The sequence below is a fragment of the Aliiroseovarius sediminilitoris genome, assembly GCF_900109955.1.
Classification (GTDB): Bacteria; Pseudomonadota; Alphaproteobacteria; order Rhodobacterales; family Rhodobacteraceae; genus Aliiroseovarius; species Aliiroseovarius sediminilitoris.
Genome location: NZ_FOJB01000001.1, coordinates 2,164,964 through 2,178,489, shown reverse-complemented (window position 1 = coordinate 2,178,489; position 13,526 = coordinate 2,164,964). Strand labels below are relative to the sequence as shown.

General features: G+C 59.8%; 12 protein-coding genes. 9 read left to right on the top strand and 3 right to left on the bottom strand.

Translation table 11 applies throughout. The annotated features are described in order from the left end of the window. Window positions 1-40 precede the first annotated feature (40 nt). The gene (gene ccmI / locus BMY55_RS10740) at window positions 41-1,306 is read right to left on the bottom strand and encodes a c-type cytochrome biogenesis protein CcmI (protein ID WP_091430574.1); all 1,266 of its coding nucleotides are present in this window, start codon (window positions 1,304-1,306) and stop codon (window positions 41-43) included. A gap of 215 nt (window positions 1,307-1,521) precedes the next feature. Here ccmI and BMY55_RS10735 point away from each other — a divergent pair, with 215 nt between their 5' ends. The 7 genes from BMY55_RS10735 to rarD all read left to right on the top strand — a co-directional run bounded on the left by BMY55_RS10735 (window position 1,522) and on the right by rarD (window position 9,385). After that, window positions 1,522-2,769: a sarcosine oxidase subunit beta family protein gene (locus BMY55_RS10735; protein WP_091430573.1), complete on the top strand. Its 1,248-nt coding sequence runs from the start codon at window positions 1,522-1,524 to the stop codon at window positions 2,767-2,769. Window positions 2,770-3,181: 412 nt separating this feature from the next. Then, window positions 3,182-3,505 carry a sarcosine oxidase subunit delta gene (locus BMY55_RS10730; protein WP_091430572.1) on the top strand — a complete coding sequence of 108 codons (324 nt, stop codon included), beginning with the start codon at window positions 3,182-3,184 and terminating at the stop codon, window positions 3,503-3,505. After that, window positions 3,502-6,519, top strand: a complete 3,018-nt coding sequence (locus BMY55_RS10725; RefSeq protein WP_091432386.1) for a sarcosine oxidase subunit alpha family protein — start codon at window positions 3,502-3,504, stop codon at window positions 6,517-6,519. Before BMY55_RS10730 ends, BMY55_RS10725 begins: the two co-directional genes overlap by 4 nt. Next, a complete protein-coding gene (locus BMY55_RS10720; RefSeq protein ID WP_091430571.1) occupies window positions 6,512-7,069 on the top strand; it encodes a sarcosine oxidase subunit gamma in 558 nt (185 codons plus the stop codon). Before BMY55_RS10725 ends, BMY55_RS10720 begins: the two co-directional genes overlap by 8 nt. A gap of 156 nt (window positions 7,070-7,225) precedes the next feature. Then, complete coding sequence (locus BMY55_RS10715; RefSeq protein WP_143064329.1) at window positions 7,226-7,645, top strand: hypothetical protein; 420 nt, start codon at window positions 7,226-7,228, stop codon at window positions 7,643-7,645. 102 nt (window positions 7,646-7,747) lie between these two features. Beyond that, window positions 7,748-8,347 (top strand): superoxide dismutase, encoded by a 600-nt coding sequence (locus BMY55_RS10710; protein WP_091430567.1) that lies wholly within the window; start codon window positions 7,748-7,750, stop codon window positions 8,345-8,347. 123 nt (window positions 8,348-8,470) lie between these two features. Continuing rightward, on the top strand, window positions 8,471-9,385 hold the full coding sequence (gene rarD / locus BMY55_RS10705; RefSeq protein ID WP_091430565.1) for an EamA family transporter RarD: 915 nt from the start codon (window positions 8,471-8,473) through the stop codon (window positions 9,383-9,385). On the opposite strand, the gene BMY55_RS10700 is transcribed toward rarD, so the two are convergent. After that, window positions 9,349-9,906 (bottom strand): LOG family protein, encoded by a 558-nt coding sequence (locus tag BMY55_RS10700; protein ID WP_091430562.1) that lies wholly within the window; start codon window positions 9,904-9,906, stop codon window positions 9,349-9,351. The two genes, rarD and BMY55_RS10700, sit on opposite strands and share 37 nt — an antisense overlap. A gap of 109 nt (window positions 9,907-10,015) precedes the next feature. On the opposite strand from BMY55_RS10700, the gene BMY55_RS10695 reads away from it, so the two are divergent. Beyond that, on the top strand, window positions 10,016-11,194 hold the full coding sequence (locus BMY55_RS10695; protein ID WP_091430559.1) for a LysM peptidoglycan-binding domain-containing protein: 1,179 nt from the start codon (window positions 10,016-10,018) through the stop codon (window positions 11,192-11,194). On the opposite strand, the gene BMY55_RS10690 is transcribed toward BMY55_RS10695, so the two are convergent. Next, complete coding sequence (locus BMY55_RS10690; RefSeq protein ID WP_322787725.1) at window positions 11,164-11,508, bottom strand: ArsR/SmtB family transcription factor; 345 nt, start codon at window positions 11,506-11,508, stop codon at window positions 11,164-11,166. The two genes, BMY55_RS10695 and BMY55_RS10690, sit on opposite strands and share 31 nt — an antisense overlap. A 127-nt stretch (window positions 11,509-11,635) precedes the next feature. Between BMY55_RS10690 and BMY55_RS10685 the strand changes: the two genes are divergently transcribed. Beyond that, a complete protein-coding gene (locus BMY55_RS10685) occupies window positions 11,636-13,498 on the top strand; it encodes an ABCB family ABC transporter ATP-binding protein/permease (protein WP_091430554.1) in 1,863 nt (620 codons plus the stop codon). The last annotated feature ends 28 nt before the right edge of the window (window positions 13,499-13,526 follow it).

Below are 13,526 nucleotides of genomic sequence, written 5' to 3'. Positions count from 1 at the left end.
GGGGGCAGCGCGGCGGCAAACTCCTGGACCGTTTCGAAGATCACGGGGCGACCCCGGCCTGTTCGGCGGCTATGCGAACGGTTGCCAACGCATCGGGATTGTTCTGAAACAGGGTTTGGGCCTCGTCCCAGATCGTGCTGGCGCGCCCGGTGTTGCCGACAACGCCCAACACGTTGATCAGGCGCGCCCATTCTTCGGGTGTGCCACCTTCGGTCGCCAGTCGTTCGGAAAGCCGGTCGATCATCCCCTGAATCATCGCGGCGCGATCTTCTCCGCTCATCTCTTGTGCAGCTTCGATGTCATCGGCACTGGGACCCGTCAGGTTGGGCACGGCCGGGCGTGTGGGCGCGTCAGGCGGTGTGTAGTCCACGCCCGCAAAGGTTGCGAGGCTGCCGATCTGCGAACGCACCGAGGACCACCAGATGGCCGTGTCCGGTCCTTCTTCCAACAAACCGCGCCACAAGTTGAAGCCCATGTCGGGGCGGCCGTTCTGGGCGAACATCAGCCCGGAATAATAGCGCGCCAATTGGTGATTGGGGTCACGCTCAAGCGCCTTTCTGAGCATGTCTTCCGCCTCGGGCGAGATGAATCCACCAGCCGCATTGACCAACAGGTCGGCCTGCCGGACAAAATCGTCTGCTGTTGCAGCGGCGCCTTTTACCTCAATCAGATGTCCCATCGCCTTGTGCGCCGCGACCATATTGCCGATGGCGGCTTCGTGCTGGACCAGCAGGTCCAACCCGTGCGGATCATCGGGGTTTTTGGTGACGGCGTCACGCAAGCCCTCAATCAGCTCAAGATAATCCGCGGGCGCTTCGGCGGGGGGGCCGGGCCACGGCGGCATGTCCGCTTCGACCTCGGCCTGGCTGGGGCGGCTCTCACGCATTTCCTGGCTCTTGGCGATGCGCTTTTCACGGCCCAAATCCTGAAAGCCCGGTGAGCCGAGAAGCCAGTAAAGACCGAATGCGCCGCCTGCCAGCAGGATTGCACACAGACCGAGCGCCAGTCGGCTGAGGGTTCGAGGCGCGTCGGTTGGTCGGGTTTTGGCTTGAGCTGCCTTGTCGGCCTCAAGCAAGCGACGCGAGATCTCGATGCGCGCGCGTTCTGCGTCCTGGGCTGTCACCGTGCCACGTGCAACATCGCGATCCAATTCGCTGAGCTGGTCGCGATAGACCTTCATGTCAGAACTCAGCTTCGATGTGTCGTCGTCATTCGAGGTTGCGGTATCGCGCAGGCGCAGCATTTGTCGCGCCAGAACCAGAATGGTGGCGAGGGTCAGTGCCCCGATGAGCAGCCAGAAAACCATGGTTCCTCCGCGTGTTTACGTTTCCCTTCATCTAATGTGCAAAGGGGACGGGCAAAACCCTTAATGATCAGGTGCGACAATCACGAAGCCGCGTAGAGCCGCAAATGACGGTTCATGTCGCCTTTTTCATTTCATATGACGCTGGATTGTCGTGAGAAAACGTCGCTAGAGTCTAGAACCGACATGAAACAGAGCGCCCAACCAAGGGGATTCGCATGCGACGCTATTCTGCATTTGCCATTGCGCGTGAGGCTGCGCGCTATCACCAGGGGTGGGAACGCGCCTGGGCTTCACCGAAGCCGAAGAAGAAATACGATGTGGTCATCGTGGGCGCGGGTGGGCACGGGTTGGCCACGGCCTTCTATCTGGGTAAAAACTTCGGGATCACCAATGTGGCGATCATCGAAAAGGGTTGGCTGGGCGGCGGTAACACCGGTCGTAACACCACGATCATCAGGTCGAACTATCTGCAAGACCCTTCTGCGGCGATCTATGAAAAGGCCCGCTCGCTTTACGAGACGATGAGCCAGGACCTGAACTACAACGTCATGTTCAGCCCGCGTGGCGTCATGATGCTGGCCCAGACCGAAAGCGAGGTGCGCGGATATGAGCGCACGGCGCATGCCAATGCGCTGCAAGGTGTGAAGACCGAGTTCATCTCGCCCCAGCGCGTCAAGGAACTGGTGCCGATCATGAACATCAACGGTCCGCGCTATCCCGTTCTGGGCGCGCTGTGGCAGGCCCGCGGCGGCACGGCGCGGCACGATGCGGTCGCGTGGGGCTATGCCCGTGCGTGTTCCGACATGGGCATGGACATCATCCAGAAATGCGAAGTGACCGGGGTGCGTCAGTCGGGCGGCAACGTCACCGGGGTTGATACCACCCACGGTCAGATTGATTGTGACAAGCTGGCGATGGTTGTCGCGGGCAATGCGGGGGCGCTGGCGGATATGGCGGGCTTCCGTCTGCCGATGGAAAGCGTCGCGCTGCAAGCGCTGGTGTCCGAGCCGATCAAACCCTGCATCGACGTGGTCGTGATGGCCAACACCGTGCACGGCTATATGTCTCAGTCCGATAAGGGCGAGCTGGTCATTGGCGGCGGCACTGACGGGTTCAACAACTATACCCAGCGCGGATCGTTCCACCACGTGGAAGAAACCGTGCGCGCCTTGGTCGAGACCTTCCCCATCATCTCGCGCCTGAAAATGCTGCGCCAATGGGGCGGCATCGTGGACGTGACCGGAGACCGTTCCCCCATCATCGGCAAAACGCCCTTGGGCAACTGCTTCATCAACTGCGGCTGGGGCACAGGCGGCTTCAAATCGATCCCCGGATCGGGCTGGGCCATGGCCGAAACCGTTGCCAAAGGCGAACCCGGATCGCTTGCTGGCGCGTTCGGCCTGAACCGCTTCACCGAAGGACGCTTTATTGATGAGAGCGTGGCTGCGGGGGTGGCTCACTGATGGTTGCTCATCTATCCATTTTCCAATGTTTTGAGGATCAGTTTCGTAGGCATATTGATCGCAAAGCGCTTGGTAGGCTTCGCGATTGTGACACCGTTCGTGCAGATAGAACCATCTTCGCACCTGATCACATGAATGCTCAACTGCCCAAGATTCTACATCACGTTGGTCAATCCACATTGAGGATTCTCCTAAGAAAAAGCGCAGACCGCGCTGGTTTGTTCCAGCGTCGCGCAGTTCTTAGTTTTTCCCGATGCACGAAGTCCTCTGGCGGTTTCCCGAGTGCGAATCCCTCATCTTCCGTCGCGCTTGCCGCGACGGATCACGCCCGACCCGCCCCCCAGGGCGGGCGTGAACACGCCCACCCACGGGCCGGGCGCGATCCTCTGTTTTTCTTGAAAGGAGTGCAGCCATGCTGATCCTTGAATGCCCCTATTGCGGCGTGATGGCCGATGAAACGGACCTGCATGGCGGCGGCGAGGCGCATCTGAAGCGTTTCGGGCCCGGCTCGTCCGATGATGATTTCGAGACCTATCTGTTCCACCGCGCGAACCCCAAAGGCGTTCATTTTGAACGCTGGCGGCATGTCTCGGGTTGCGGCAAGTGGTTCCACGCGGCGCGCAACACCATGACGCTCGAGGTCTACGGCACCTATCCGGCCCAGACCTATGAGCCGCCGAAAGCACTGGTCGCCGCGATCAAGAAGAAACATCCTGAATGGGGGGGCTGGAAATGAGCACCCGTCTGGCACAAGGCGGTCGCCTGATCGACCGCACCAAACCGAAAAACTTCACCTTCAACGGCAAACGTATGAAGGGGTATGAGGGCGACACGCTGGCCGCGGCCCTTCTGGGCGAAGACCAGATGCTGGTGGGTCGGTCGTTCAAATACCACCGCCCGCGTGGCATCGTCGCATCCGGCGCGGAAGAACCCAACGCGCTTGTAAACATGGGGCAGGGCGGGCGTTTTGAACCCAACCAACGCGTCACCACGACCGAGCTGTTTGACGGTCTGACCTGCACCTCGCAAAACCACTGGCCGAGCCTTGAGTTCGATGTGGGCGTGGTGAACAACTATGCCGCGCGCTTCCTGCCAGCGGGGTTCTATTACAAGACCTTCATGGCACCCGCGCCCGCTTGGAAACATGTGTTCGAGCCGATCATCCGCAAATCCGCTGGTCTGGGCAATGTGCCGACCGAGGCGGACGTGGATCGCTATGAGCATTTCTATCACCACACCGATGTCGTGGTGATCGGTGGCGGTGTTGCCGGTCTGGCGGCTGCTCTGGCCGCTGGTCGTTCGGGCGTGAAAACGCTGGTGATGGAGCAGACCCACCATTGGGGCGGACGTGCGCCGGTTGACGGGGGCGAGATCGACGGGCAGTCGCCCGATGACTGGATTGCCGCCACGTTGGCCGAGTTGGAAGCAATGGACAATGTGACCCTGCGCACCCGCATGATGGGATCGGGCGTCTACGACCACGGCTATGCGCTGGGCTATGAACGTGTGGCCGATCATACGCCGGGCGATGACCGCCCGCGCCATCGCCTGTGGCGCATCCGTGCGCAGCAGATCGTCACCGCGACCGGTGCGATTGAACGTCCCTTGTCCTTTGCGGGCAATGATATCCCCGGCGTGATGCTGGCCTCGGCCGTGCGCGATTATGCGGTGAACTGGGGCGTGTCCGTGGGCGACCGCACCGTGGTTGTGACCAACAATGATGACGCTTACCGCACTGCACTTGTGATGAACGAAGCCGGGCTAGACGTTCCGGTTATTCTGGACGCGCGAGATCATTCCAACGGCCCGTTGGCAGAAGCCGCTCGCGCCGCCGGCATCCGGGTCGAGGTTGGCAAGGCGATTGCCAAGGTGAACGGCGGCAAGCGCGTGACGGGCGTGTCGATCTGCGCCCAAGCGGGCGAGGGTGCCGCGGTCGAGGAAATTGCCTGCGACGCAGTCGCCATGTCGGGCGGTTGGTCGCCTGTCGTGCACCTGTGGTCGCATTGTGGAGGCAAGCTGATCTGGGACGAGGAGCAGGCGCATTTCCGCCCCGATCCGGACCGTGCACCCACCGGGCATGACGGTCAGCCCTTTGTTGTCACCGCAGGCTCAGCCTCGGGTCCGATGGGGTTGGCGGGGGTCTTGTCGAATGCCTATGAGGCAGGCAAGCGGGCCGCCAAGGCGGCAGGCGGCAAAGCCGTGCGCAAGGCGGGGCCAAAGGCGGAGGCCGAAAGCACGCAGCCCATGGCCCCCGTCTGGATCATGCCGCAGGGCGCTGGTCATCAGAAACGCATGAAAATGTGGCTGGATTATCAGAATGACGTGAAGGTGTCGGACGTGCAGTTGGCCGCGCGCGAGGGCTATGAAAGCGTTGAACACACCAAGCGCTATACCACGTTGGGTATGGCGACAGACCAAGGTAAATTGTCCAATATCAATGGATTGGCGGTGCTTTCTGACGCATTGGGTCAACCGATCCCGGCGACCGGCACGACAACCTTCCGCCCACCCTATACCCCGATCAGCTTCGGGGCGATTGCTGGCGAAGCGCGCCACGAAATCTTCCAGCCGATCCGGCGCACGCCGATGCACCAGTGGCACGAAGACGCGGGTGCCTATATGGAACCCGTCGGCCATTGGCGTCGGCCCTATTGCTATGCCAAGCCGGGCGAGACCAACGAGCAAGCCGTGCATCGCGAGGTCCTGAATACCCGCGAAAAGCTGGGGCTGCTGGATGCCTCGACGCTGGGCAAGCTGATCGTCAAGGGGCCGGATGCGGGCAAGTTTCTGGACATGATGTATACCAACATGATGTCGAACCTGGCCGTCGGCAAATGCCGCTATGGTCTGATGTGCTCGGAAAACGGTTTCCTGTCCGATGACGGTGTTGTGGCCCGCATAGATGACGACACGTGGCTCTGCCACACCACCTCGGGCGGCGCCGACCGCATCCACGCGTGGATGGAGGAATGGCTGCAAACCGAATGGTGGGACTGGAAAGTTTATGTTGCCAACGTGACCGAGCAACTGGCGCAGGTCGCCGTGGTCGGCCCCAACGCGCGCAAGCTGCTTGAGAAACTGGGCGGGATGGATGTGTCCAAGGAAACTCTGCCCTTCATGCAGTGGAAAGACGGCAAGATCGGTGAGTTCGACGCGCGCGTCTATCGCATCTCGTTCTCGGGCGAGCTGTCATACGAGATCGCCGTGCCCGCCAGCCAGGGCCGCGCCTTCTGGGATACGCTGCTTGAGGCGGGGGAAGAGTTCGGCGTCATGCCGTATGGCACCGAATGTCTGCACATCATGCGGGCCGAAAAGGGGTTCATCATGATCGGGGACGAAACCGACGGCACCGTGATCCCGCAGGATCTGGGGCTGAACTGGGCGATTTCCAAGAAGAAAGAGGATTTTCTTGGCAAACGCGCCCAACAGCGCAGCCACATGACCGACCCCGATCGCTGGAAACTGGTCGGGCTTGAAACGCTGGACGGATCGGTTCTGCCGGACGGGGCCTATGCGGTGGCCGATGGCAATAACGAATATGGCCAGCGCAACATGATCGGGCGTGTGACCTCGACCTATTATTCGCCGACGCTCAAGAAAGGCATTGCGATGGGGCTTGTGAAGCATGGACCGGACCGGATGGGCGAAGTGGTGGACTTTCCGACGGTGGATGGGTCGAACACGGTGATCAAGGCGCGGATCTGCGATCCGGTCTTCTATGACAAGGACGGGGAGAAGCAAAATGTCTGATGCTGTGTCGGCACTTCAAGGCGCGTCCTTTGACGGCTACTGTAAGGTTGAAGAGGCCGGATTGGTCGGCATGATCACGCTGCGTGGCGACCTGTCATCGACAGGTGTTGCCAAGGCGGTGAAAGCCGCCACGGGCGCGGCCATTCCGGGGCAGGGCAAGATCACCGACGGCGTAAAGGGCCGTGTTGGCTGGATGTCTCCCGATGAGCTTTTGCTGATCACCGACCACATTGAGGCCCCGAAAGTGGTTGAGGCCGCGACCAGGGCGCTGGCAAAAGAGCATGCTCTGGTGGTCAATGTCTCAGACGCCCGCGCGGTGTTTCGCGTGAAGGGGACCGCTTGTCGCGAAGTGATCGCCAAACTGACCCCCGCCGATACCTCGCTCATGCAGCCCGGCATGCTGCGTCGCACCCGCATCGCCCAGATCCCCGCCGCGTTCTATCTGGAAGATGACGAGACTGCGGTTCTGGTCTGTTTCCGCTCGGTTGCGCAATACGCGTTTGATCTGTTGAAAGATGCGGCCAAGCCGGGGGGCGAGGTGTTCAGCTAGGCTGATCCGTCGGGGATACGTCATTTCGGATCGCGATCCGGGGTGACGTTATGATAAGTAGAGAAAACTCATCGCAGCCTCAACCAATGAGGTTGTCACCCCTGACCTGCACCGATATTCCGCTGCGCGAAGAAGTAAGTGTAAGGGTATGAAAATATGACAAAGTATATGGCGATTGTTGCTTGCGTTGCAACAATAGGGGTCGCAGCGCCGGGATTTGCGAAAACCTATGATTGTAAGGTTGACGAAGCCGGGTCCGGCGACAACAAAGGCATTCCCCCGCACATCATTGTCACCGACGACAACGGCAAGATCAGTGTGATTGACGGGCTTATCCAGAACACGATTGGCAAACCCATCGCCGCGCAGGTTGAAACCGAAAATGCCAAGCGGATCACATACACGTGGACTTTGGAACAAATCAAAGGTGATGTTTCGCAGCGATCGGCAAGCCAGATCGCCAGACTTGTCTTTCGCCTGACCTATCAGAAGGCAACAGGTACTGCCATCGCTTCGATGAAGCCGGTCGGCTATCGCAACACATTTCGCGCCAAAGGCAAATGCACGGTGAAATAACAGTCCGGGGGCTGGGTGGAATTCCGCCTTGCCCCTTGACCTTCCCCCGTCCGCTACCCCATCTAGGTTGTAACGGAAACACGCATGAACAGGGGGCTAGATATGGCTTTTGAACTTCCCGATCTTCCTTACGCACACGACGCGCTGGCCGATTTCGGTATGTCAGCGGAAACGCTGGAATATCACCACGACCTGCACCACAAGGCCTATGTGGACAATGGCAACAAGCTGATCGCCGGGACCGAGTGGGACGGCAAGTCGCTGGAAGATATCATCACCGGCACCTATGACAAATCGGCCGTCGCGCAAAACGGCATTTTCAACAACATCAGCCAGCTTTGGAACCACAACCAATTCTGGGAGATGATGGGGCCGGGCAAGACCGCGATGCCGGGCGAGCTTGAGAAGGCGATCAATGACAGTTTCGGCTCGGTTGACGAGTTCAAATCGCAATTTGCCGCCGCGGGTGCGGGCCAGTTCGGTTCGGGTTGGGCCTGGCTGGTGAAAGACACGGATGGCGCTCTGAAAGTCACCAAGACCGAAAACGGCGTGAACCCGCTGTGCTTCGGTCAGACCGCGCTGCTGGGCTGCGATGTGTGGGAGCATTCCTATTACATCGACTTCCGCAACAAGCGCCCCGCCTATCTGGACAACTTCCTGAACAACCTCGTGAACTGGGAAAACGTGGCGTCGCGCCTGTAATCCGGACCGGTCTGCGGCAACGTTTCTGTTGCCGGACGCATCACGAAACATCATGGCGGTCGCCCCTTGGGTGGCCGCTTTTTCTGTGCCAAGACTTATCGGTCAGCAGCCGGAGCACACGCGATGAGTGAGACCAGGAAAGGGATCGCGGCGATCATAGTCGCCTGCACCGTTTGGGGCTTGTCGCCGCTGTATTATAAGCTTCTGGAACACGTGCCACCATTGGAGGTGCTTAGCCACCGAACGCTTTGGTCATTGGCGATGTTCGGTCTGTTATTGGCTGTGCAAGGGCGCCTTGGGCATCTGCCTGCGTTGTTTCGCGGACAGTCGGCACTGCTGGTTGCCCTCGCAGCGCTTGTGATATCGGTCAATTGGGGCGGGTTCATCCTGTCGGTTCAAATCGGTATGGTGGTAGAGGCCAGTCTTGGCTATTTCATCTTTCCCCTCGCCATGGTGGTCCTTGGTCGTGTCTTGTTTGGTGAAGTGATAACCAGAGGCAAGGCCATAGCGTTGGCCTTGGCGACGACGGCGGTGTTGACGCTGACCCTGGGTCTTGGCGTCGCGCCTTGGCTCTCGTTGCTGCTGGGGGGCACCTTCGCGATCTATGGTGTGATCAAAAAGACCATGACATCTGGCCCCATTGTGTCTGTGACGGCCGAGGTGCTGATATTGGCCCCCGTTGCCATAATCTGGCTGCTGGGCACCCATTTTGCCGGTTGGCAGGGGATCGTTGGGCGCACGGGTGGCGTGTTCGGCACCGATTGGTGGGACAGTGTTCTGCTTGTGGTCTCGGGCCTGATCACGGCTGTACCGCTGGTGTTGTTCAGCTATGCCTCACGCCGTTTGGCGCTGTCCACGGTGGGGTTGGTGCAATATCTGAACCCCAGTCTTCAGTTCACCGGCGCGGTCGTGGTGCTGGGCGAGACGATCACGGTCTGGCACATGATTGCCTTTCCGCTGATCTGGCTGGCGCTCGCGATCTATTCAGCCGAGGTATATCGTCATGACAGGGCGTCGCGCAGGGCTGTGATCGCCTGATCCACATCGGTAACGACGGTCACGAAGTCGCGCAGGGTGCCTTCGGCGAACCCCTGATTGATTACATGGTCCAACAGCGCGACCAACGGATCCCAGAAACCGTTGACGTTCAAAAGCAGGATGGGCTTGGCATGTAGGCCCAGTTGGCGCCATGTCAACACCTCGAAGAATTCGTCCAGTGACCCCGCACCACCCGGCAATACCACCACGGCATCGGAGTTCATGAACATGACCTTTTTTCGCTCGTGCATATTTTCGGTCACGATGAAGGTGGTCAGGTCGCGTTTGCCCACCTCCCATTTCATCAGATGCTGGGGGATGACGCCAAAGGTCTGCGCGCCTTCGGCCTGCGCCGCGATGGCCACTGTTCCCATCAACCCCACATCCCCAGCCCCATAGACCAGCCGCCATCCGTTGCCCGCCAATGCAGTGCCAAGCGCCGTTGCGGCTTCGCGAAAGGCCGGGTCCGTGCCAAACCGCGAGCCGCAGTAGACGCAAACCGATGCTGTGTGCTGTGTCATGGATGTCCCCAATTCGTTGCCGCCTGAATGATCTTTTGACCGGTGTTAGCGGGATTGCTACTGTTCAACAAGCAGGTGCGGCTTAAAGATCGGCCGACAGGGGACGCAAATGACAACAGAAACAGGCAACGCTGACAAGGCAACCGGGCTTAAGGTGGCGGCAGGAGCCGTTCTTGCGGTTGCGATTGGTGTGGCGTGGTATTTCTGGGCGCAGCAACCGTCACCTGTTTCACCTGATCCGGTTGCAGAAACTTCTGCACCGCCGACGGATACCCCGGCAGCGGACAACCCGAAGGCAGATGTTGCTTCGCCTGCGTCCGAGGATGTCGCAGACGGGGCGGCAGAGGTGCCGACCTCGCCCGGTTCAGCGCCGGGTTTCGACGTTGTCCGCGTGGACCCGGATGGCAGTGCCGTGGTCGCTGGCCATGCCGAACCCGGAAGCACCATTCAATTGACGCTGGATGGCGCACCGCTTGAGGATGTCGAAGTGGGCAGCGATGGAAACTTTGTGGCCCTGCTGGACATTCCCGTCGAAACCCCAGGTGCACTGGGCTTTTCCACACTGGATGAAAGCGGCAAGGTTGTTGAGAACAGCGAAAGCCCGCAGACCGTTCTGATCGCCCCAACCACGCCTGCCCCGACCCCCGAGCCGGTCGCTGAAACACCAGATGGCGGCGATACGCCTGCCATGGCTGAAACAGATACCTCAAGCCCGGAAACGCCTGACGCCACGGTCGCCGCCCCGCAAGTTCTGCTGGCGGATGACGAGGGTATCGCAGTGTTGCAGGATGGCGCGGGTCTTCCCGCAGTCGACAATATCGTCATTGACGCAATTACCTATGACGAAACCGGCGACGTTGCCTTGTCGGGTCGCGGGCAAAGTGGTGCCAACCTGCGTGTCTATCTGGACAACAAACCGATCGAGATCGGCGAGGTAACGGAAAGCGGCCAATGGCGCGTGCCTTTGCCAGAAGTGGACAGCGGGGTCTATACTCTGCGTGTGGATGAACTGGCCGAGGACGGATCCGTCACATCGCGCACCGAGACACCGTTCAAACGCGAAGAACCCACCCAATTGGCTGCCGTGGCGAATGCGGACCCTGAAACCCCCAAAGCACGTGTCGAGGCGGTGACGGTGCAACCCGGGTCAACACTTTGGGCGATCGCGCGCGAACATCTTGGGGAAGGGCCGCTTTATGTGCGCGTCTTTGCCGCCAATCGCGAACAGATCCGCGACCCGGACCTGATCTATCCCGGTCAGGTTTTCGCGATCCCCGATCCGGAGTGATCTGTACCGCCTTTGGACAGCGTTGACACTCCTTCGGTGGTGTCAGTGCAGGCACAGATATCCGGATCGCGCGCGCAGCAATCGTTCAGCAAATAGGCGATGACACCGCCAAGGGCCTTGCAGTCCGCGGCATAGATGACATGGCGCGATGCTTTGCGTGATGTTACAAGTCCTGCGGCTTCCAATTGGGACAAGTGGAACGACAGGCCTGATGCTGATACACCAAGCGCTTCGGCAATGGCGCCCGCGGCCAACCCATCTTTGCCAAGGGGCACAAGCAGGCGCACGATTTCCAAACGTGTGTCATGTGCCATGGCTGACAGGGATCTGAGGACTCGACTCTGCTTCATATTTCAAATATCGGTGAAATATTGAAATGATACAAGCGCTGTCTGATCCCACCGCGCAGATAAGACATCGCCCGCCAAGATAAGGTATCGCATGGCCCCCTCCCGTATCACCTCGACCGAAGCGCCGAAGAATGGCTGGCGCACGATCAAACGTGTCGCCCCATATTTGTGGCCAGAGGACAAACCGTGGGTGAAACGGCGCGTGGTGATCGCGCTGGTGATGCTTCTGGCGTCCAAAGTGATCTCGGTCCTGACGCCCTTTCTGTACAAGGGCGCGGTTGATGTGCTGAGCGGCGAGGCGACCGGGGAAGCCTGGGCGCTGGCGATGGGCGCAATCGGTTTGACGCTGGCCTATGGCATGGCACGGATCATGACCAGCGGGTTTCAACAGTTGCGCGACGCGGTGTTCGCCCGCGTGGGACAGCGCGCCCTGCGTCAACTGGCGCTGGAGACGTTCACTCACATTCACCGTCTGTCGATGCGCTATCACATCACCCGCAAGACAGGTGGTCTGTCGCGGATCATCGAACGTGGCGTGAAGGGGGTCGAATTCCTTTTGCGCTTCATGCTGTTTTCGATGGGACCGTTGGTGCTGGAGCTTGCGCTGATCTCGGCCATCCTCTTTTTCGTGTTTGATGTCTGGTATCTGGCCGTCGTGGTTGGGACCATCGGTGCCTATGTCTGGTTCACTTTCAAAGTGACCGAATGGCGTGTGCGTATCCGCAAGGAAATGAACGATCAGGACACCGACGCCAACCAAAAGGCCATCGACAGCCTGCTGAATTTCGAGACGGTCAAATATTTCGGGGCCGAGAAGCGCGAAGCCGAACGGTATGACGTGGCCATGGCGGGATATGAAGTCGCCGCGCTCAAGACTTCGTATTCACTGGCCTTTCTGAATTTTGGACAGGTTCTTTTGATCACGCTGGGTCTGGTGGGCGTCATGGTGCTGGCCGCCATTGGTGTGCAGGCGGGCGACCTGACGGTCGGCGATTTCGTCATGGTCAACGCCTATATGATCCAGATCACCTTGCCTTTGAACTTCCTCGGCACGGTTTATCGTGAAATCCGCCAATCGCTTGTCGATATGGGCGAGATGTTTGACTTGCTTGAACAGCCCGCCGAAGTGACGGACAAACCCGGCGCCCCGGACATCAAGATCACTGGCGGTGCGTTGAAGTTTGATGATTTGCGCTTCGGCTACGACGCGAAGCGCCCGATCCTGAAGGGCGTGTCAATTGACGTTCCGGCAGGCAAGACGGTTGCGATTGTCGGCCCCTCCGGGTCTGGCAAGTCCACCATCGGGCGGTTGTTGTTCCGGTTTTATGACGTCAGTGGTGGCAGCCTGAAGATCGACGGGCAGGATGTGCGCGATGTGACGCAAGACAGCCTGCATGGCGTCATCGGCGTGGTGCCGCAGGACACGGTTCTGTTCAATGACAGCGTTTACTACAACATCGCCTATGGTCGCCCCGACGCCAGCCGGGAAGAGGTCGAAGGTGCCGCGAAGGCCGCGAGAATACATGATTTCATCATGAGCTTGCCTGACGGCTACAAGACACAGGTGGGAGAACGTGGGTTGAAACTGTCGGGCGGGGAAAAGCAGAGGGTGGGCATCGCGCGCACGCTTTTGAAGAATCCGCCGATCCTGCTGTTGGACGAAGCGACATCGGCACTGGACACACAAACCGAGCGGGACATTCAGGAAAGCCTGCGCGAGATGGGCGAGGGGCGCACCGTGATCACCATCGCGCACCGCCTGTCCACGATTGTCGATGCGGATGAGATCATCGTGCTGGAAGCGGGCGAAGTGGTTGAGCGTGGCGGCCATGACGCCTTGCTGGAAAAAGACGGACGCTATTCCGCGATGTGGGCACGTCAAGCCAGCGAGGCCGCACAGGAAGATACCCCTGACCAGATGCCCGCTTCAGGCCATCTGAAACTGGCCGAGTGATAACGAGCCAGCGACGGCCTGACTGGAT